At 43.9% G+C, this 19253-nt stretch carries 21 protein-coding genes; 20 read left to right on the forward strand and 1 reads right to left on the reverse strand.

Annotated features, from left to right (window positions below; translation table 11 throughout):
- Nucleotides 1-18: 18 nt before the first annotated feature.
- From V7D18_RS02060 to V7D18_RS02140, 17 genes are all read left to right on the forward strand, one after another.
- On the forward strand, nucleotides 19-1569 hold the full coding sequence (locus V7D18_RS02060; protein ID WP_426150973.1) for an acetaldehyde dehydrogenase (acetylating): 1551 nt from the start codon (nucleotides 19-21) through the stop codon (nucleotides 1567-1569).
- Between the two features lie 25 nt (nucleotides 1570-1594).
- Nucleotides 1595-2230 (forward strand): phosphate propanoyltransferase, encoded by a 636-nt coding sequence (locus V7D18_RS02065; RefSeq protein WP_426150975.1) that lies wholly within the window; start codon nucleotides 1595-1597, stop codon nucleotides 2228-2230.
- Between the two features lie 44 nt (nucleotides 2231-2274).
- On the forward strand, nucleotides 2275-2559 hold the full coding sequence (eutM, locus tag V7D18_RS02070) for an ethanolamine utilization microcompartment protein EutM (RefSeq protein ID WP_104433751.1): 285 nt from the start codon (nucleotides 2275-2277) through the stop codon (nucleotides 2557-2559).
- 272 nt (nucleotides 2560-2831) lie between these two features.
- Nucleotides 2832-3167 (forward strand): AtpZ/AtpI family protein, encoded by a 336-nt coding sequence (locus tag V7D18_RS02075; RefSeq protein WP_426150977.1) that lies wholly within the window; start codon nucleotides 2832-2834, stop codon nucleotides 3165-3167.
- A gap of 15 nt (nucleotides 3168-3182) precedes the next feature.
- Nucleotides 3183-3581: an ATP synthase subunit I gene (locus V7D18_RS02080; RefSeq protein ID WP_426150979.1), complete on the forward strand. Its 399-nt coding sequence runs from the start codon at nucleotides 3183-3185 to the stop codon at nucleotides 3579-3581.
- Nucleotides 3582-3634: 53 nt separating this feature from the next.
- Nucleotides 3635-4336, forward strand: a complete 702-nt coding sequence (atpB, locus tag V7D18_RS02085; protein WP_426150981.1) for a F0F1 ATP synthase subunit A — start codon at nucleotides 3635-3637, stop codon at nucleotides 4334-4336.
- A 42-nt stretch (nucleotides 4337-4378) separates the two neighbouring features.
- Nucleotides 4379-4636: an ATP synthase F0 subunit C gene (gene atpE / locus V7D18_RS02090; protein WP_104433759.1), complete on the forward strand. Its 258-nt coding sequence runs from the start codon at nucleotides 4379-4381 to the stop codon at nucleotides 4634-4636.
- Nucleotides 4637-4684: 48 nt separating this feature from the next.
- Nucleotides 4685-5200 (forward strand): F0F1 ATP synthase subunit B, encoded by a 516-nt coding sequence (gene atpF / locus V7D18_RS02095; RefSeq protein ID WP_426150984.1) that lies wholly within the window; start codon nucleotides 4685-4687, stop codon nucleotides 5198-5200.
- A complete protein-coding gene (gene atpH / locus V7D18_RS02100) occupies nucleotides 5188-5736 on the forward strand; it encodes an ATP synthase F1 subunit delta (RefSeq protein ID WP_426150986.1) in 549 nt (182 codons plus the stop codon). The genes atpF and atpH overlap by 13 nt, the downstream gene beginning before the upstream one ends.
- 33 nt (nucleotides 5737-5769) lie before the next feature.
- Nucleotides 5770-7272, forward strand: coding sequence for a F0F1 ATP synthase subunit alpha (gene atpA, locus V7D18_RS02105; protein WP_117417510.1), 1503 nt, complete (start codon nucleotides 5770-5772; stop codon nucleotides 7270-7272).
- A gap of 15 nt (nucleotides 7273-7287) precedes the next feature.
- Nucleotides 7288-8142 (forward strand): ATP synthase F1 subunit gamma, encoded by an 855-nt coding sequence (atpG, locus tag V7D18_RS02110; protein WP_426150988.1) that lies wholly within the window; start codon nucleotides 7288-7290, stop codon nucleotides 8140-8142.
- A gap of 68 nt (nucleotides 8143-8210) precedes the next feature.
- A complete protein-coding gene (gene atpD / locus V7D18_RS02115; protein ID WP_426150990.1) occupies nucleotides 8211-9605 on the forward strand; it encodes a F0F1 ATP synthase subunit beta in 1395 nt (464 codons plus the stop codon).
- Nucleotides 9606-9616: 11 nt separating this feature from the next.
- A complete protein-coding gene (gene atpC, locus V7D18_RS02120; protein WP_426150992.1) occupies nucleotides 9617-10015 on the forward strand; it encodes an ATP synthase F1 subunit epsilon in 399 nt (132 codons plus the stop codon).
- Nucleotides 10016-10156: 141 nt separating this feature from the next.
- Nucleotides 10157-11083 carry a sugar phosphate nucleotidyltransferase gene (locus V7D18_RS02125; RefSeq protein ID WP_426150994.1) on the forward strand — a complete coding sequence of 309 codons (927 nt, stop codon included), beginning with the start codon at nucleotides 10157-10159 and terminating at the stop codon, nucleotides 11081-11083.
- 60 nt (nucleotides 11084-11143) lie between these two features.
- Nucleotides 11144-11899, forward strand: a complete 756-nt coding sequence (locus tag V7D18_RS02130) for a hypothetical protein (RefSeq protein WP_426150996.1) — start codon at nucleotides 11144-11146, stop codon at nucleotides 11897-11899.
- Nucleotides 11900-12207: 308 nt separating this feature from the next.
- A complete protein-coding gene (gene arcD / locus V7D18_RS02135; protein WP_426150998.1) occupies nucleotides 12208-13629 on the forward strand; it encodes an arginine-ornithine antiporter in 1422 nt (473 codons plus the stop codon).
- A 177-nt stretch (nucleotides 13630-13806) separates the two neighbouring features.
- Nucleotides 13807-14811, forward strand: a complete 1005-nt coding sequence (locus V7D18_RS02140) for a helix-turn-helix transcriptional regulator (protein WP_426151000.1) — start codon at nucleotides 13807-13809, stop codon at nucleotides 14809-14811.
- On the opposite strand, the gene V7D18_RS02145 is transcribed toward V7D18_RS02140, so the two are convergent.
- Complete coding sequence (locus V7D18_RS02145; protein ID WP_426151002.1) at nucleotides 14803-15783, reverse strand: helix-turn-helix domain-containing protein; 981 nt, start codon at nucleotides 15781-15783, stop codon at nucleotides 14803-14805. The two genes, V7D18_RS02140 and V7D18_RS02145, sit on opposite strands and share 9 nt — an antisense overlap.
- Nucleotides 15784-16025: 242 nt before the next feature.
- On the opposite strand from V7D18_RS02145, the gene arcA reads away from it, so the two are divergent.
- From arcA to arcC, 3 genes are read left to right on the forward strand one after another with little or no spacing between them, the layout of a single operon-like run.
- Entirely contained in the window at nucleotides 16026-17264 is a 1239-nt protein-coding gene (gene arcA, locus V7D18_RS02150) for an arginine deiminase (protein WP_426151004.1), read from the forward strand.
- 19 nt (nucleotides 17265-17283) lie between these two features.
- Nucleotides 17284-18276: an ornithine carbamoyltransferase gene (gene argF / locus V7D18_RS02155; RefSeq protein WP_426151006.1), complete on the forward strand. Its 993-nt coding sequence runs from the start codon at nucleotides 17284-17286 to the stop codon at nucleotides 18274-18276.
- Nucleotides 18277-18290: 14 nt separating this feature from the next.
- On the forward strand, nucleotides 18291-19229 hold the full coding sequence (gene arcC / locus V7D18_RS02160) for a carbamate kinase (protein WP_426151008.1): 939 nt from the start codon (nucleotides 18291-18293) through the stop codon (nucleotides 19227-19229).
- Nucleotides 19230-19253 lie beyond the last annotated feature (24 nt).

Genomic DNA, 19253 nt, shown 5'->3' on the forward strand with positions numbered 1-19253 from the left:
GAAGAGGAGATACGGAACATGGAAAATTTTGATTATGATTTGCGTTCCATCCAGGAAGCAAGGGATTTAGCCAGATGCGGAGAAGCGGCTGCTAAGAAAATCGCCGGATATACGGCAGAACAGATTGATGCCATTTTAAGAAGTATGGCAAAGGCGGGCGAAGAACATTCCCTGTGTCTTGCACAAATGGCAGTTGAAGAAACAGGATTCGGTAAAGTGATGGATAAGGCTTATAAAAACCATGCAGCTTCCACACTTTTATATGAAGAGATCAAGGATATGAAGACAAGGGGAATTCTTTGCGAAGATACTGTAAAGCAGACCTTTGACGTAGCAGAGCCGGTAGGTCTTGTAATGGGTATCGTACCTTCCACAAACCCAACCTCCACTGTATTCTTTAAATCCATGATTGCAATTAAATCAGGAAATGCAATCGTATTTTCCCCACATCCATCTGCAGCAAAATGTACTCAGAAGGCAGCAGAGGTTATGCGTGAAGCTGCAATGGCAGCTGGTGCACCAGAAGGAATTATCGGTTGTGTGACCATGCCTTCCATGGGATCAACCAATGAGCTGATGAAATGTAAGGAAGTTTCTTTAATCATCGCAACAGGCGGTCCTGGTATGGTAAAAGCTGCTTACAGTGCAGGAAAACCAGCAATCGGCGTAGGCGCAGGAAACTCTCCGGCATACATCGAAAAGACAGCGGATGTAAAACATGCAGTAAGAACCATTATGGCCAGCAAGACATTTGACTACGGCACCATCTGTGCTTCCGAGCAGTCCATCATCTGCGAAGAGAGCAATCATGCAGAAGTTGTAGCAGAGTTAAAGAGCCAGGGCGGTTACTTCATGACGAAGGAAGAAACTGACAAGGTTTGCAACCTGTTATTCAAAAACGGTCATAACATGAACGCAAAGTTTGTAGGACGTTCTCCTGAAGTGATTGCTGCAGCTGCAGGAATCACCATTCCGGAAGGTACAAAAGTGTTAATCGGTAAGCAGGAAGGCGTTGGCGAAGGATACCCATTATCCTACGAAAAGCTGACAACTGTTCTTGGTTTCTATACTGTTAAGGACTGGGAAGAAGCATGTGGATTAAGCTACCGTCTGTTACAGAACGGTATCGGACATACCATGAGCATTCATACTCAGGACAGAGATATGGTATTAAAATTTGCAGCAAAACCAGCTTCCAGAATTCTTGTAAACACAGGAGGAAGCCAGGGCGGAACCGGAATCAGCACAGGTCTTCCAATTGCCTTCACATTAGGCTGCGGAACCTGCGGCGGAAGCTCTGTTTCTGAAAATGTAAGCCCGAAACATTTACTGAACGTTAAGACAGTAGCATTCGGCTTAAAAGACTGCGCAACCATTGTAGATGACGACCCAACTTTCATGTGGAAAGAAAAATCACAGGCTTCCTCTTCCTTAAGCCCTGCTGAGCTTGTTGCTTCCTTTGAGAAAAAGGAAAGTGCTCCGGCAGCTTCCTGCCAGAGTAACTGCGAAGATAATGACAAGCTTGCGGCTCTTGTAAAGGAAATCGTTCTGGCTATGAAAGGCCAGTAATCTGAACTGAAAAAGGAGAACAGCAATGGATAAGTATGAAGCGGTAATCAAGCTCTTAATGGATGCTGTAAAATCAGAATCCGGCAGTGATGAGCTGACGATTCCGGTAGGCGTTTCCAACCGCCATGTGCATTTGTCTCAGGAAGATCTGGATACTCTTTTTGGAAAAGGCTACGAGCTGACCAATATGAAAGAGCTGTCTCAGCCTGGGCAGTATGCATGCAAGGAAATGGTAACGGTATGCGGTCCCAAGGGAGCCATTGAAAAAGTCCGCATTTTAGGACCTGTAAGAAAGCAGACCCAGGTGGAAATTCTGGCTGCCGACTGCTTTAAACTTGGCAGAAACACAACACCTAAAATGTCCGGAGAACTGGCAGGAACACCAGGAATTACACTGGTAGGACCCAAAGGTACCGTAGAGACAAAAGAGGGCTTAATCATTGCCCAGAGACATATTCACATGTCACCGGCTGACGCTTTAAAATTCGGCGTACATGACGGTGAGACGGTTAAAATTGAGACAGAAGGCATCCGTGGAGGTATCTTTAACAACGTGGCAATCCGCGTAACAGAGACTTCAGCATTAGAATGCCACTTAGATACGGAAGAAGCCAATGCTATGGGCCTTTCCGGTTCATCTAAGGTGACTATTGTAAAATAGGGAACTATTAAAAATTAATTATAAAAACCCAGGAGGATTTAAAAATGAAATATGATGCATTAGGAATGATCGAGACTAAAGGTTTAATTGGATCCATCGAGGCAGCAGATGCTATGGTTAAGGCAGCTAACGTTACTTTAATTGGTAAAGAATTCGTAGGCGGCGGTCTTGTTACTGTTATGGTAAGAGGCGATGTAGGAGCTGTAAAGGCAGCAACTGATGCAGGCGCAGCAGCAGCACAGCGTGTAGGAGAACTGGTTTCCGTACATGTAATTCCTCGTCCACATGCAGAAGTTGAAACAATTCTTCCTGCAGCAAAAGAAGTTTAAATCAGTCTTATGAAAATACCTGGTTCTTTCTGGTTAATCCAGTTGAGAACCAGGTATTTTCTTTGCTATTTTCAGGAGAAAAATGTAGAATAATAATGTTTTTTGTTGGTTACAAATATTAATGGATATCTATGCTTCATTTATGTACAATTGCTCGTTTTTTATACATGTTTAATAAAAAACAAGTTAAATTTCCGTATATAATAGACAAAGCAAAATTTATTAGGTATAATATCTATTATATGTGCAGGAGGCAGAAGGCAGGTGAATTCATGCGTCATAACAAAAGTGTAATGAGGAGTCTTTTGATGGTAACCCAGCTGGGGTTAAGTGTCATGGTGCCTGTATTTGTCTGTATTCTTGCCGGTTACTACTTTGACCGGTATGCAGGAACAAATCTGCTGCTGTTATTCCTTGTTGTGGGTTTTCTGGCAGGCGGTTTAAACGCATATAAGATTGCAAAAGCCACACTTGCAATGAACGAGAGGGAAGAGAAGGAAGCGGAGCGGAAAGCACGCATGGAAAGGCAAAGAGAAGGAATGCCTGTGGTGAGTAAACCCAAGCAGCCAAGCCGTATAAAAAAGGGCAGTGACGAGAAGCTTAAATAAGCAGGAGGACTTGTAATGGAAAAAGCAACAAAGAATCTGATTGCTGAGGTTTCGGCAGGAATTGTGTTTTTTACTGCGGTTATTTTGCTGGGGGCGTTTTTCGTTTATCCCAGGACCTCCGTTTACGCAGGTCTGCTTCTTGGAATGGTGCTCGCTCTTGCCATGTTTTTTTCCATGGCACTGGTGCTTGACCGATCCATGAAATCTCAGGATCCCAGAATCGTTCAGAAACGGGGAATGATAAGTGCAGCTATCCGTTATCTGCTGCTTGTTGCCGTATTGGTAATAGTCATCAATTGGTTTTCAGACTGGTTTAATCCGGTAGCAGTTGTAATCGGAGTCTTAGGACTCAAGGCAGGAGCATTTTTGCAGCCTGTTATCCACAGGATCGCATCCCGTAAGGGAAACAAATAAAGTTTAATTTGCTGCGGTTTTGTGCATTATTATAAGAAAGGAGGCTATAGCGTATGGTCATTGCGAATGCCAGTAATGTGGACTTTATGATTAAAGGTGTCACAAAGTTTCACGCGTTCGGGCAGGATCTATGGGTAACAACAACAGAAATCGGTCTAAGCATTGTGACAATCGTGATCTTAATTCTCGCATTTGTCACAGACCGGAAGATGAAGCGGGCTACGGAAGTTCCGGGTACATTCCAGAACATTATGGAACTGCTGGTTGAATCACTGGATAAACTGGTGAAGGAAACTATGGGGCATAATGCAAGGAAGTTTGTCAATTATATCGGAACAATCTTCCTCTTCATTTTATTTTGCAATATAAGCGGTTTGTTCGGGCTTAGAACCCCGACCGGAGACTTTGGTGTCACATTTATGCTCGGTGTATTCACATTCTGCATCGTTCAGTACCAGGGAATCAAAAACCACGGAATCGGGCATCTTACAAGTCTTGCACAGCCGTTTCCCGTTTTGTTTCCGATTAACTTAATCGGAGAGATTACAAACCCATTATCCCAGGCACTCCGTTTGTTTGGAAACATGATGTCAGGAGTTGTAATCATGGGATTGTGGTATGGGATGATGCCTATCTTTGTCAAGATTGGTATCCCATCATTCTTACATGTATACTGTGATCTGTTTTCAGGCTGTATACAGACTTATGTGTTCTGTATGCTGACCATGGTATATGTAAATGATAAGTTGGATTAATCAAACATTCTATTAATTATTTTAATTCAGGAGGATTTTTCTATGAACGGAATTTCAGGACAGGATTTTATCTACGGTTGCTCAGCAATCGGCGCAGGTATTGCCATGATCGCAGGTATCGGACCTGGTGTTGGACAGGGTATTGCAGCTGGACATGCAGCTGCAGCAGTAGGACGTAATCCAGGTGCAAAATCTGATATTACATCTACCATGCTTTTAGGACAGGCTGTTGCCGAGACAACCGGTCTTTATGGTTTCGCAGTTGCCGCTATTCTTATGTTCTTAAAGCCATTCAGCTAAACAGAGGTCTGGCAGGAATAAAAAGAAAGAGCGAGAGGAGGCGAAACCTTGGAACGATTATTGGGATTTGACCCACAGCTGCTTTTCGATGCGTTTATCACTGGCATTAACGTATTTCTTCTGTTTTTTGCTTTATCCTATAAGCTTTTTAATCCGGTGCGTGATGCTCTGGAAAAAAGGAAGTTAAAGATTGCAGGAGAGTTGAAAAGCGCTGCCGAAGATAAAGAAGCAGCTCATGTTATGAAGGAAGAATACGAGGCCAGACTTTTAGAAGTTAAAAAAGAGGCGGAAGAGATTCTGGAAGATGCAAGAAAAAGAGCGAAGCAGCGTGAGGCAGAGATTTTATCAGAAGCCAGGGAAGAAGCGAACCGCATTGTTATGAGAGGAAATCGTGAAGTGGAACTGGAGAGAAAGAAAGCGCTTGATGATATGAAAGAACAGATCATATCCATCGCATCTGTCATGGCTGGCAAAGTCGTGGCTGCATCCATTGATACTTCCATACAGGATTCTCTCATTGATGAAACCTTGAAAGAGATGGGTGAGAGTACATGGCAAAGCTAGTATCAAAAGTATACGGTGATGCATTGTTTGAGGAAGCCCTGGAAAAACAGGAAGTGGACGCTTTGTTCGAGGAAGTAAAGAGCCTGCAGACAGTCTTTGCTGAGAATCAGGATCTTGCAGGACTTCTTGATAATCCGAAGATAGGCAAGGAAGAAAAAAACGGAATTATTCAGGAAGTATTCGGCGGACGGGTATCGGAAACTCTCATGGGGTTCCTGACAGTCATTGTCGAAAAGGGCAGACAAAAGGAAATCAATGCAATCTGTGAGTACTTTATTAACGCTGTCAAGGAATATAAAAAAATCGGCGTGGCACATGTGACCAGCGCTGTGGAATTAAAAGAAGAACAGAAAGCCCAGCTTCTGGGGAAACTGCTGGGAACAACCAGCTATCAGGAGTTTGAGATGGTTTATCAGGTTGACCCTTCCATTATCGGAGGACTGGTAATCCGGATCGGTGACCGGGTAGTGGATTCCAGTATTAAGACGCAGATTTATGAGCTGCGCCGCAGCTTGTCAAAGCTGCAGATATCGTAACAGAAACTTTGCAGAAAGAAGGTGCAGACCTTAATGAATTTAAGACCAGAAGAGATCAGTTCCGTCATCAAGGAACAGATTCAAAGATATTCAACGAAGCTGGAAGTCTCTGATGTCGGTACAGTCATTCAGGTAGCGGACGGTATCGCCCGTATTCACGGTCTTGAGAATGCAATGCAGGGAGAGCTTCTGGAATTTCCGGGAGAAATCTACGGCATGGTTCTCAACCTGGAAGAAGACAACGTTGGTGCAGTTTTACTTGGTACCGGCGCGATCAGTGAAGGCGATACAGTAAAAACTACCGGACGAGTGGTAGAGGTTCCGGTAGGAGATGCTCTGACCGGGCGTGTAGTCAATGCCCTTGGACAGCCGATCGATGGAAAAGGACCGATTCAGACAGACAAGTTCCGTAAAATTGAGCGTGTTGCTCATGGCGTTATTGACAGAAAGTCAGTAGATACTCCGCTTCAGACCGGTATTAAGGCGATTGATGCCATGATCCCCATCGGAAGAGGACAAAGAGAGCTGATTATCGGAGACCGCCAGACAGGAAAGACAGCCATTGCTCTCGATACCATTATTAACCAGAAGGGCCAGGGCGTGCACTGTATCTATGTAGCCATCGGTCAGAAATCATCTACCGTTGCTACAATCGTAAAAACATTGGAAGAGTACGGCGCTATGGATTACACCACTATCGTGGTATCCACTGCTTCCGACTTAGCTCCTCTTCAGTATATCGCTCCTTACTCCGGCTGTGCAATCGGAGAAGAGTGGATGGAGAATGGTGGAGATGTGCTTGTTATCTATGATGATTTAAGTAAACATGCGGCAGCTTACCGTACCCTGTCACTTCTTCTTAAGAGACCACCGGGCCGTGAAGCTTATCCTGGAGATGTATTTTATCTTCATTCCAGACTTCTTGAACGTGCTTCCAGACTTTCCGATGAGTTAGGCGGAGGTTCCTTAACTGCACTTCCGATTATTGAGACACAGGCAGGCGACGTATCGGCTTATATTCCGACCAACGTTATTTCCATCACAGACGGTCAGATTTATCTGGAAACAGAGATGTTTAACTCAGGATTCCGTCCTGCAATCAACGCAGGTCTTTCCGTATCCCGAGTTGGTGGATCTGCCCAGATTAAGGCGATGAAGAAGATCGCTGCTCCGATCCGTGTGGAGCTGGCTCAGTACAGAGAGCTTGCAAGCTTCGCCCAGTTTGGTTCCGAGCTTGACAAGGAAACAACCGAGCAGCTGGCACAGGGTGAGAGAATCAGGGAAGTATTAAAGCAGGGTCAGTATCAGCCAATTCCGGTTGAATATCAGATCATCATTATCTTTGCAGCGACGAGAAAACTGCTTTTGGATATTCCAACAGCGAAAATCCTCGACTTTGAGAAGGCTTTAAGGAGCTTTATTGACAGCAAATATTCTGAGATTCCTGCAAGTATACGTGAAACAAAACAGATTACACCTGAGACAGAAGAACTGTTGGTGAAAGCAATCAATGAGTGCAAAGCAGGTGTTTTTTAAAGGCAGGTGAAAATCATGGCATCCATAAGGGATATCAAACGAAGAAGAGATAGTATTCAAAGTACCGAACAGATTACCAAAGCCATGAAACTCATATCTACCGTAAAACTGCAGAAATCCAGAGCAAAAGCAGAAGCTTCCAAGCCATATTATGATATGATGTACGATACCATAAACTCCATGCTTAGGAAGTCCGGAACAATAGAGCATAAGTATCTAAAGGCAGGAGATTCAAAGCGGAAGGCAGTGATAGTCATTACTTCCAACAGAGGTCTTGCCGGCGGATACAACAGCAATATTGCAAAGCTTGTCCTTCAGGATGAGCGTTTAAAACCGGAGCTTACCGATATCTATGCCATTGGCCGTAAGGGAAAGGAAGCGCTGGGGAAAAAGGGTTACAATATTGCCCAGGATTATTCTGAGGTAATCAATGAGCCCATTTACCGCGATGCTGCTGACATAACCATGGAGCTTTTGGACGCATTCGGGCAAAACCGGATCGGAGAGATCTATCTGGTTTATACTTCATTTAAAAATACGGTGACCCAGATTCCGACCTTAAAGAAACTTCTCCCTGTTGAGATGGCAGAGGGAAGCGAAAAAGCGGATCTGACACTTATGAACTATGAGCCGGATGAAGATGAGGTTCTGGATTCCATTATTCCCAAATATATGAGCAGTCTGATTTATGGCGCTTTATTAGAGGCTGTAGCCAGTGAAAACGGGGCCAGAATGACTGCCATGGACTCTGCAACCAATAATGCGGAAGATATGATAGAAGAGCTTGGGCTGATTTATAACAGGGCAAGACAGGGTTCCATTACCCAGGAGCTTACCGAAATTATAGCCGGTGCCAATGCAATATCATAACTGTTCGGAGAGCGAAACGAGCCGAACTTCCTTAATAAATAATGAAATATAAATAAAGGAGAAACAAGATGGCAGAACAAAATATTGGTAAGATCACCCAGATCATCGGTGCCGTACTGGATATCAAGTTCAGCCAGGGTAAGCTGCCGGACATCAATGAAGCCATTGATATCAACACAAAAGACGGCGGCAGACTGGTTGTAGAAGTATCCCAGCATCTTGGCGATGATACCGTAAGATGTATCGCCATGGGCACAACCGATGGACTGGTACGTGGTATGGAAGCCGTAGCAACAGGCGCTCCTATTACTGTGCCGGTTGGAGAAGAAACTCTGGGACGTATCTTTAACGTTCTGGGCGATCCAATCGATAAGAAACCAGCACCGGAAGTAAAAGAGCATTTCCCGATTCACAGATCCGCTCCCACCTTTGAAGAACAGTCTACGGAAACGGAAATTCTGGAGACCGGAATCAAAGTCGTAGACCTTCTGTGCCCTTATCAGAAGGGCGGTAAGATCGGTCTGTTCGGCGGTGCCGGAGTTGGAAAAACCGTATTAATTCAGGAATTGATCCGTAACATTGCCACAGAGCACGGCGGATATTCTGTATTTACGGGAGTTGGTGAGAGAACCCGTGAAGGAAATGACTTATATCACGAAATGCAGGAATCAGGCGTAATCAATAAAACAACCATGGTATTCGGTCAGATGAACGAACCGCCGGGTGCACGTATGAGAGTAGGTCTGACAGGACTTACCATGGCGGAATATTTCCGTGACCAGGGCGGTAAGGATGTGCTTTTATTCATCGACAACATCTTCCGTTTTACCCAGGCCGGTTCTGAGGTATCCGCCCTCCTTGGACGTATGCCTTCTGCCGTTGGTTACCAGCCCACACTTCAGACTGAGATGGGTGCACTTCAGGAGCGTATTACATCAACAAAGAATGGTTCTATCACTTCCGTTCAGGCAGTTTATGTGCCGGCTGATGACTTAACTGACCCGGCTCCGGCCAATACCTTCGCTCATCTGGATGCGACCACGGTTCTTGACCGTTCCATCGTAGAGCTTGGTATCTATCCGGCAGTTGATCCGTTAGGCTCAACTTCCAGAATTCTTGATCCGCGTATTGTGGGCGAAGAGCATTACCATGTTGCCCGCGGAGTGCAGGAAGTTCTTCAGAAGTATAAAGAGCTTCAGGATATCATCGCCATGCTCGGTATGGATGAACTTTCTGAAGAAGATAAGCTGACTGTAGCCCGTGCAAGAAAGATTCAGAGATTCTTATCCCAGCCTTTCTTCGTTGCAGGCCAGTTTACCGGTCTGGAGGGACGTTATGTTCCTCTTGCTGATACCATTCAGGGCTTTAAGGAGATTCTGGAAGGAAAGCACGATGATGTGCCGGAAAGCTATTTCTTAAATGCAGGTAGCATTGATGACGTTCTTGCCCGCGTGAAAAAATAGGGGGTGGGAAGATGGCTGATTTATTTAAACTGCAGATCATAACTCCCGAAAGAAAGTTTTATGAGGGAGATGCCTCAATGGTAGAGCTTACCACCACAGAAGGCGAGATCGGTGTATACCGCGGACACATTCCCATGACGGCTATTGTAGCACCGGGAGTCTTAAAAATTCACGAAGCAGGCGGCATAAAAGAAGCTGCTCTTATGTCAGGATTTCTTGAGATTTTACCGGAGAAGATCGTTATAATGGCTGAAGTGGCAGAGTGGCCTGAGGAGATTGATTTAAGCCGTGCAGAAGAGGCAAAAGTTCGTGCAGAACGCCGCTTGAAAGAGCAGAGCGGAGAAATAGATATAGTAAGAGCGGAAACAGCGTTAAAAAAGGCGCTTGTAAGAATTTCGCTTACAAAATAACAAATAGGGATTTGAACCGTTTTATGCGGTTTAAGTCCCTTTTTTGTGGATAGACATACTGGAAACAGCCCGGATTGTGGATTATCTGCTCAAACTATGTTATACTAAGGAACAGATAAAATCAAACAGGGAGAATGTATTATGAAACAAACATCATTAGTCATTATGGCAGCCGGCATCGGGAGCCGGTTTGGCGGCGGGATTAAACAGCTGGAGCCGGTTGGGCCCAGCGGAGAGATCATAATGGACTATTCCATTTATGATGCTCTAAATGCCGGTTTTAACAAAATTGTGTTTATCATTCGTAAGGATCTGGAACTGGATTTTAAAGAGATCATCGGCAACCGGATTGAAAAAATTGCACCGGTGGAATATGCTTTTCAGGAGCTTGATGATCTGCCTGAGGGCTTTCATAAGCCGGAAGGAAGAACCAAACCCTGGGGAACAGGACAGGCAATTCTCTGTGCCAAAGATGTGATACGGGAGCCGTTTGCAGTGATTAATGCAGATGATTATTATGGCAAAGAAGGGTTTGTAAAGATACATGATTATCTGGTTAACCAGATGGATACGGATGCAAACCCCTTTGATCTTTGTATGAGCGGATTTATTCTGGGCAACACCTTAAGTGAGAACGGGGGTGTGACCAGAGGGGTATGTCAGGTAGGAACTGATGGTGTCTTACAGAAAGTTACGGAAACCTATGAGCTCGTTATGGAAAACGGTGAAGCCTGCGGTAAGGATGAGGCGGGTAATCCGGTGAAAGTACCGTTAGAACAGAATGTATCCATGAATATGTGGGGGCTGTCACCTGCATTTCTGGCGGAGCTGGAACGTGGATTTCCGGCCTTTTTGGAAAACCTGAAGGAAGGGGATATAAAGTCTGAATATCTGCTTCCCAAGATCATTGACCGGCTGATCAGCCAGGATAAAGCCAGAGTCCATGTGCTGGAAACAAGGGATAAGTGGTTTGGTGTAACTTATAAGGAAGATAAACCGGCTGTTTCTGCGGCCATCAGAGAACTGGTTTCAAAAGGAATTTATCCGGATCGTCTTTTTAAACGATAATATCTGAACTTTTTCACGTTCCTTAGCATAGAATGGTGTTGTATAAGCTAAAAGCAGGGAGTGATAACAACCGTGCCAGGCAACCCGGACTATACTTATGGAAAGGATAGTGAGAACCTGCCTCCATATGTGCTTTATGGCGACAGGAGTATCAGGGAAATTTCTCTGGAGCCGAAGGATATCATTGCAAAGGATCTGGAATATTTACAGGGAATGTACCCGGGACATATGAAACGTCTGCAGGAATACGTCGTTTCCGCATGTGATCATCTGGATTATAAAGACAGTCCAATGTACGATGAATTTCCCGATCGTCTGCTTATTCATCAGGTTTGTGATTCTATTTGCGCAAAGATTCGCGAGGAGGGGACCATAACTGACGAATTGCTGATGGGGAACAATGACAGTACAAAAGCGGCCGCGCAGACGCAGCCAGAGCCGATGGACTGGGAGAATGAAGAGGTAGAAAAGGCAGAACTGAATGACCGCTACTCCACATGGGGACCTCCGGGCTGGGGACCGCCCGGACCAAAACCTCCCGGCTGGGGCCCGCCCGGCCCAAAGCCGCCGCACTGGGGACCCGGCCCCGGACCAAGACCTCCATACTGGGGGCCGCCCGGACAAAAACCGCCGTACTGGGGACCCGGCCCTGGACCAAAGCCGCCGTACTGGGGACCTGGTCCCGGACCAAAGCCGCCTTATTGGGGGGTGAATCCCGGACCACCTCAGGGGAATAACTGGCTGGGTGATATTGTGTCTGTATTGCTTCTTAATGAAATGCACCGCAGAAGATGTAATTCCGGACGGTGCAGATAGGCTATAAAAAAGCAGCTTTCTTTAAAAAGGAAAGCTGTTTTTTTATAGCCTGAAGCCTCTGGCAGAATATTCTGAAGGGAAGAAAAAACCAGTATTTGTTGTTATTTGGTATGGACGACTAAAGTAATTTTAATCAGGTAATCATGTATGAAAATCATCATGGAAGCTTTTTTAAAAAAATAATATGAATTTTAAGCGGATTCATCTGCAAAAATAAAGTACAAAATTACAAGTAAACAGCCTGAATGTGGCAGACATCTTTTTCTGAAATTCCTTACTATAAAAGAATCAATACATAGGAGGTTTTTATGGAAAAAGAGAATAGAAAACTGGGGTTGATGGCCCTGACTGCATTGGTAATCAGCTCTTCCATTGGAAGCGGAATTTTTGGGATTTCATCAGATATGGCACAGGGGACAAGCCCGGGGGCAGCCATTGCAGCGTGGATCATTACAGGAGCAGGAGTTCTCATGCTGTGCCTGTCACTTACCAATATCATTAATAAGAGGCCTGAATTAAGCGGGATTTTCAGCTATGCAACAGAAACCTTTGGTCCTTTTGGGGGATTTATCAGCGGCTGGGGTTACTGGTTATCCGCATGGTTGGGAAATATTGCTTTCGCCACCATCATGATGAGCGCACTCAGCTATTTTATTCCTGCGCTTGGTGATGGAAGTAATCTTCTTTCCATTATTATTGCCAGTGTGATTCTCTGGATCATGTGTCTGGTCGTAAACAGAGGGATTGAAAGCGCTGCATTTTTAAATACCATAATTACCGTTTGTAAGCTGGTCCCTCTTTTGCTTTTTGCCGTTGCGGCAATTATTTCATTTAAGGCAGATATATTTGCCGCAGACTTTTGGGGAACTTTGTCAGGAAACTTTTCTTTAAAGGATATGGTATCTCAGGTAAATTCCAGCATGATGGTGCTTATGTGGGTATTTGTAGGAATCGAGGGAGCGGCTATGATGTCAGATCGAGCCGTAACAAAGGCAACTGCGGGAAAGGCGACTGTGTTGGGGCTGGCTGGGCTTTTATGTGTTTATCTCCTTTTGTCTCTGTTACCGTATGGGCTGATGAGCCGTGCCGAGATATGTGAATTGAAGCAGCCCACTATGGCATATCTTCTTTCTTATATTGTTGGTCCGTGGGGAGCAGCTTTTATTAATATCGCAATGATTATATCTGTTGCAGGATGCTGGTTGTCGTGGACCATGCTTCCGGTTGAAACTACACTGCTGATGGCTCAGCAGAATCTTCTTCCCAAAAAATTCGGAGAAGTAAATGACAAGAATGTTCCAACCTTCTCTCTGGTTTTTATGACGGCTCTTTCACAGATTTTCATCTTCACTCTGCTGTTTACGGATAAAGCCTATAATTTTGCATATTCACTCTGTACTGCTGCAATTTTTGTAACCTGGATTCTGGTATGTGTATATCAGGTGAAGCTTTCTTATGAAAACAGAGGTAAAAAGGGAGAAGCAGGACAGCTGGCAATAGGACTTCTTGGAACTGTTTTTTATGCATGGGCAATATGGGCATCCGGAATAGGGTATTTTCTACTATGTATGCTGGTTTATATTATTGGCATTTTCCTCTATGTTAAAGCAGGAAAAGAAAACGGAGTAGAAAAGGTCTTTTCCACAAAAGAACGAATAGTAATTATGTTCATTCTTATTGGTGCGGCGATATCTGTTTACATGCTGGTAACTGGTGGGATTGCTGTCTGATCATGAAATTCGGATCTATTATATGGCCCTGTGTGGACTTGCTTACATAAAATTCAGGCGGCAAAATTGACAAAAATTTACTTTTAATGATATGATTCGACATAAGGAGAATGATTGGAAACGGCAGTGAAGCAAGGTGTTTCAGAGGAGAAGCAGAACGGATAATGTGAGGTCCAAATGAGTACAACAATTTTTATCTTCGACATCGTATTAATTATAATATTTGCCTGTTCCTGTACGATTAATGTAACTGCATACTGTAAAACAAAGCATGTCAGGGAGTTTGAGACCGGCATGCTTATGTTCTTTTATTGCCTGAATTCCATGATTATTTTCATGTCAGAATTTTTGCTTAAACTGCCTCTTTTTGAAGGTGCCTATAATGTACTGACTTATTTCAGCGTTAAGGTTATCTGTGGAATTGCCATAAGTACTCTGTATATGCTGCTTACCGCTTCTTTGCTTGAAAAAAAGACGGGAATTCTTCATGTAATCATTATGATGCCTTTGATCTGTGTGACGGTCTATGTGGGAGATTTAAATGGATCAGTCAGTCAGCACTGGATATTTTATACCATCCGGCAGATATATCTGGCATGTTTTGTCCTTTATTATTTTATCCATTATGCGTCTGCGAAAGACAGGGAGTATAAAATAAGGATCAGGCATTACCGGTTTATTTTTGTCATAGGAGGCATCTTCTCTGTACTGATTTTTGCTGAAGACAGCATGGTTATCTTCCACTTTCAATATGTGATCAATACGTTGAATCTGAAGGTGTTTATGGAACATAATTTAAGTGAAGACACATTTTTCGTGATCCTGGCAATGATCGGAGTAAAAAGCGGATTCTCGCAGCTGATACAAAGAAGAGAACCGGCTGAGATTCCGGAGCCTGGGATTCCTCTTTCTGCTGCGGCAGTCTGCGAGGTAAAAACTCCTTATCCGGAAGACCCTTTTGTCAGGGCTTACGGATTAAGCAATCGCCAGTGTGATGTACTGTATCTGCTGTTGAAGGACAAGACCTATCAGGAAATGGGGGAAGAACTGGGGCTGTCTGTGGGAACCGTAAAATTTCATGCTCATGGGATCTATGAAAAAACGGATTCCAGGAACCGGTCGGAACTGATTGGCAGATATGAGAAGTTTTATGAAAGCCGGGAGCAGACTCCGTTAACCTGACTTCTGTTTTTTTGAGCTCTCGTAAAGGGCGTATAATTCCTGCCGGGAATTTGAACCTGTTTTTTTTAAAAGGTTATGGACATGGGAACGTACGGTAAAGGATGAGATAAGAAGCTTGGCGCTGATCTGCTGATCGGTGGTGTGGTTTAACAGCTCCGTAAGGATGGTCTGTTCCCGAAGAGTAAGGGAATAGGATTTACAAAAAGAATAATAAGAAGCAGTTTCGGTATCTGGAGAAGCGAAAGATTCCGGTACCTGTTCCCGGGAATTTACAGCAGCTTTGCATGTGTGCAGAGCTGCTGTTTTCTTCAGAAAAAAACAGATATAAACCAGGGCTGATAAACCAAATAAAAGATCAATGGAAAAGATACGGCAGAAGAACCGACCGCTGCGGGCAGGGAAAACAAAAATCCTGATATAGTTTTCTATAATGCCGGAAAGAGAAAAGAGGAGAACGGACAGGAATAGCGCAGGCCGAAAATAAGAGAAAAGCTTCCTGCTTTGACTGCAGGCTGCCTGATTCATAAGCGCGTAAAAGGAAAAGCCTCTGTAAATTAAGGAAAGAGGAAACAGAGAGCTGTAAAGAAACAAGGTAGTACTGCTGCTTTTTAAGGTGGGAATCAGCAACAGAAGAAATATGAATATACACAGAATCATGTATTCATGAAATGGAAGCTTTGATGTGTGGTTTAGCTGATAACCCAGGTTTAAGAGGCAGATAACAGCGGATATGGATATAACCGTATTCCATACGGGCATAGTGAAATAGACAGCCTGGTAGAACCGGCCGAATTCAGGGAGAAATTCTGCCATAGCTGCAACAAGCTGATTGACAGATAAACAGAGATAGAGTGCGGATAAACTGGCAGCGCTGCAGCACCGCTCACTTAAGTAGCGGCAGAAGGCAAGAAGGCACACTCCAAAGTATAAAATTAAAAGTATATTGTCGTATAAGTAAAGTAACAGATTCATAATTACCTTTGAGCTTTTTTCTTTCAGTATAGCAAACTGGAGAGCAGAGATCAAGAAAAATTGTGCAAAATGTATAAGGTTTAGGCTTGGTTTTGTCTAAAATGTATAATTATTCATAAAAATAAATGAAAAGGTTTATTCCAAACCCGATTTTTTGATGCTATTCTTTGGGAGACGTGAACGCGAAGAAGCGGAAGCGTTACAAAATGCCAATGATAAAACATAAAAGGAGGTTATTAATTATGCAGAGTATTAATGTAAAAAGTGAAATTGGCCGCTTAAAAAGAGTATTGCTGCACAGACCGGGAAAGGAATTATTAAATCTGACACCAGATACACTGGAGAGGCTTCTCTTTGATGATATTCCTTTTTTAGAGGCAGCACAGCAGGAGCATGATGCATTTGCCGAAACATTAAGAAACAATGGTGTAGAGGTATTGTATCTGGAAGATGTTATGGCTGAGGTACTGGATTTAAGCGATGAAGTCAGAGATGAGTTCATAAAGCAATGGATCAATGAAGCTGGAATTTCCACCGGACTGTATAAGAAGAAAATTTACGATTATATGATGCAGTTTAAGGATGACAGCAAAGCACTCGTGCTGAAATCCATGGAAGGCATTGTACTAAAGGAGCTTAATTATACGAAAAGCGATTCATTGGTTGATCTTATGAGCGACCCCTCTAAGCTGGTGATTGATCCCATGCCGAATCTTTACTTTACCCGTGATCCATTCGCATGCATCGGGAATGGAGTCAGTCTGAACCGTATGTATTCTGTTACCAGAAACCGGGAGACGATTTATGGCGAGTATATTTTCAAATACCATCCGGATTTTAAGGGAAAGGTTGATAAGTATTATGACCGTTACAATGCGTTTCATATTGAAGGCGGAGATATTTTAAACATCAATGATAAGGTTCTTGCTGTTGGTATTTCCCAAAGAACGGAACCCGATGCCCTGGAGCTGCTGGCAAAGAATATTTTCGGAAATGAGAATAGTACTATTGAGACAATCCTTGGATTCAATATTCCAAACAGCCGGGCATTTATGCATCTGGATACGGTGTTTACCCAGATTGATTACGACAAATTTACCATTCACCCGGGAATTCTGGGACCTCTGCGGATTTACAAGATTGAAAAAGGAAACTGCAAAGGCGATATTAAGGTAGAGGTTCTGAATTCTGATCTTGAGACCGTTCTTGAGAAAAGCCTCGGAATTGATAAGGTTGAGCTGATCAAATGCGGAGGAGAGGATATGATTGCAGCAGAAAGAGAGCAGTGGAATGACGGCTCCAATACTCTTTGCATCTCACCGGGAACCATTGTCACCTATCAGCGCAACACAAAAACCAATGAATTATTGAAAAAGCGGGGGCTGAATGTACTGGAGATTCCAAGTGCAGAATTGTCCAGGGGAAGAGGCGGTCCCCGCTGCATGAGCATGCCGCTTGACCGTGAGCCGGTCAATTACTAAAGAAAAAGGAGAAAAAGAAATGGCAGTTAATTTACGAGGAAGAAGCTATTTAAAATTACTGGATTTTACACCGGAGGAAATCCGTTACCTGATTGATCTGGCTAAGAATTTTAAGGACTTAAAGAGAAGCAATACTCCTCATAAATATCTTATGGGAAAAAATATTGTTCTTTTATTTGAAAAAACTTCTACAAGAACCCGTTGTTCCTTTGAGGTGGCAGGCAATGATCTGGGAATGGGAGTTACATATCTTGACCCGGGCAGTTCACAGATGGGAAAAAAAGAAAGCATTGAAGATACAGCCAGAGTCCTTGGAAGAATGTATGATGGAATTGAATACCGGGGTTACAGCCAGGAACTGGTTACCAAGCTTGCTCAGTATGCAGGCGTTCCCGTCTGGAACGGGTTAACGGATGAGTTTCACCCCACACAGATGCTTGCAGACCTCCTGACCATTGAAGAGCATTTTGGATTTTTAAAAGGAATAAACTTTACTTTTATGGGAGATGCCAGAAATAATATGGGAAATTCGTTAATGGTGGCGTGTGCCAAAATGGGGCTTAATTTTACAGCCTGTGCTCCAAAGGATTTATGGCCGGCTGAAGAGCTGACTGAGGTATGCAGAAAGATTGCTGCAGAAAATCATTGCTCCATAACATTAACGGATGATGTACAGGAAGGAACAATGGGGGCTGATGTGGTATATACGGATATATGGGTCTCCATGGGAGAACCGGATAGTGTATGGGACACACGGATCAAGCTTCTGAGCCCTTATCAGGTTAATGAAAAGGTCATGGAAAATGCCGGAAGTCAGGCCATCTTTATGCATTGCCTCCCATCCTTCCATGACAGAAAAACAACCATTGGTGAGGATATCTATCAGAAATTCGGTCTGGCTGAGATGGAAGTGACAGATAAAGTGTTTGAAGCAAAATATTCCAGGGTATTTGATGAGGCAGAAAATCGTATGCATACCATTAAAGCTGTGATGTATGCAACGCTTTGCTAGAAAGGTTGGTCAGGGTGAAAAGAATTGTAATCGCGCTGGGCGGAAATGCTCTGGGCAATACATCAGAAGAACAGCTGGAACGGGTAAGAATTACGGCAGAAGCTGTTGTGGATATCGTGAAGGAAGGATATGAGGTGGTTGTATGCCATGGAAATGGTCCCCAGGTAGGAATGATCAACCTTGCTTTTGAGAAAGGTCATGAGGCATTAATTGTCCCCGAAATGCATCTTCCTGAATGTACGGCAATGAGTCAGGGGTATATCGGTTATCATCTCCAGCAGGCAATTGATCAGGAGCTCGTTAAGAAGCAAATTCAGGATACGGTTGTAATTACCATGCTGACACAGGTAATCGTGGATGAAAAGGATCCGGCTTTTCAAAATCCCACGAAACCGATTGGAAGATATTATGATGAAGCAGAAGCCGGACGCCTGATGGAGGAAACAGGTAAGAAGTATGCGGAGGATTCCGGACGGGGATACCGCCGGGTAGTTGCTTCCCCCCAGCCGGTAAGTATCTATGAAAGAATTTCCTTAAATACGCTGATCAATTCCCACCATGTGGTCATTGCAGGAGGGGGAGGCGGAATTCCCGTAGTTAAGGAGCCGGATGGCTCTTATCATGGAGTCGATGCAGTAGTTGATAAGGATCTGGCGGCTGAAAAGCTGGCAGAACTGGTGGACGCAGATGCATTTGTCATACTGACAGCTGTAGATAAGGTTTCCATTCACTTTGGTAAACCAAATCAGCAGGATCTTTCCCAGATTACACTGGCCCAGGCAGAACAGTACATTAAGGAGGGGCATTTTGCTGCAGGAAGTATGCTTCCCAAGGTAAAGGCTGCCATGAAATTTATAGAGCAGAAAAAAGAGGGCGTATCCATTATCTGCTCTCTGGAAAAGGCGGCGGAAGCTTTAAGCGGAAAAGCCGGAACAAGAATTATAAGCAAATAAGTTAATGGAGAAAATACGATCCCA

Origin of the sequence: Lacrimispora sp. 38-1, assembly GCF_049890855.1 — a bacterium.
Lineage (GTDB): Bacteria > Bacillota > Clostridia > Lachnospirales > Lachnospiraceae > Lacrimispora.